Annotated in this window: 1 protein-coding gene and 1 pseudogene; both read right to left on the reverse strand. The window is 64.4% G+C overall.

Annotation, left to right across the window (positions count from 1 at the left end):
* Positions 1-98, reverse strand: a pseudogene (locus OE647_RS20095) (CoA ester lyase); the annotation flags it as partial.
* A 123-nt stretch (positions 99-221) separates the two neighbouring features.
* Positions 222-923 (reverse strand): response regulator transcription factor, encoded by a 702-nt coding sequence (locus tag OE647_RS20100; RefSeq protein WP_263723543.1) that lies wholly within the window; start codon positions 921-923, stop codon positions 222-224.
* Positions 924-1,032 lie beyond the last annotated feature (109 nt).

Below are 1,032 nucleotides of genomic sequence, written 5' to 3' on the forward strand. Positions count from 1 at the left end.
TGTGCTGCCTTTTCAAACATTTGCGGCGCGCTTCCGGGAACGGCCAATTCGCTGCGGTTGAGCCGTGCGGGGGCCTGTTCGATCACGTGAAAGCTCATGGGACGGGTCCTTGGATGGGTTGGCGTGGGTAACGGGGGCCATTCAAGGGCGCAAGACGGCATTCATGTCAAGAAATTTTATTTCGCCCAGGGGTGTCGCACGGAAACTTTGTGATGTCGCTTTCAGCCCTCCTTGCGGGGGCCGGATCTGGGGTCGGGGCGGGGCTCCGGTCGGGTGTCGGGGCGCCGTTCTCCGGGCATCCGGGAGGCGTAGTAGAAGGCGATGGCCTGGGCGCGGCTGGCGACGCCGAGCTTGGCGAAGAGGTTGGAGAGGTGGAACTTCACGGTGTTTGCGGAGATGGCGAAATCGCGGGCGAGGTCCTTGTTGGTGAGGCCCTGGGAGAGGGCTTCGAGCAGCGCGCGTTCCTTGCGGGTGAGGCTGAGGATGGGGTCGGACTGGAGGGCGCGGATGTCGAGGAAGGGGAAGACCATCTGGCCCTGTGCGACGGAGAGGCAGGTTCTGAGCAGGTCATCGACGGGGGCGCTGCGGGCGGCGAAACCGGCGGCGCCGGCGAGCATGGCGAGGCGGGGCAGTTCGCCCTTGGGGTCGTCGCCGTAGACGACGAGGCGGGGCGGGCTGGGCTGTTCGCGCAGGACCTCGCAGAGTTTCTGGCCGCCGAGCGCGGGCAGGTTCCAGTCGATGACGCCGATGGCGACGGGGACGCGCATGACCATGCCGAGGAAGCCCTCGGCGGTGGAGGAGGTTGCGACGAGGGAGAATCGCGGATCGCGGTCGAAGATCTCGGACATGGCGGAGAGGACGAGGGGGTTGCTGTCGGCGAGGGCGACGGTGACGGGCGGGTTTGTGGTTCCAAGTTGTTGCATTTCTTGACCTTTTCGAGAAAAACCACCCATATTGGCGGGTCACCTGACGGTATACCTTGGCATTCCAACCTGAATGGGTGGGGAATTACCCGCCCATTTGAATACCCAA

Origin of the sequence: Albidovulum sediminicola (assembly GCF_025751575.1) — a bacterium.
GTDB lineage: Bacteria > Pseudomonadota > Alphaproteobacteria > Rhodobacterales > Rhodobacteraceae > Albidovulum > Albidovulum sediminicola.

Coding starts and splice junctions, on each gene's coding strand:
- OE647_RS20100 (WP_263723543.1), bottom strand. CDS start 923: ATGCAACAACTTGGAACCACAAACCCGCCCGTCACCGTCGCCCTCGCC.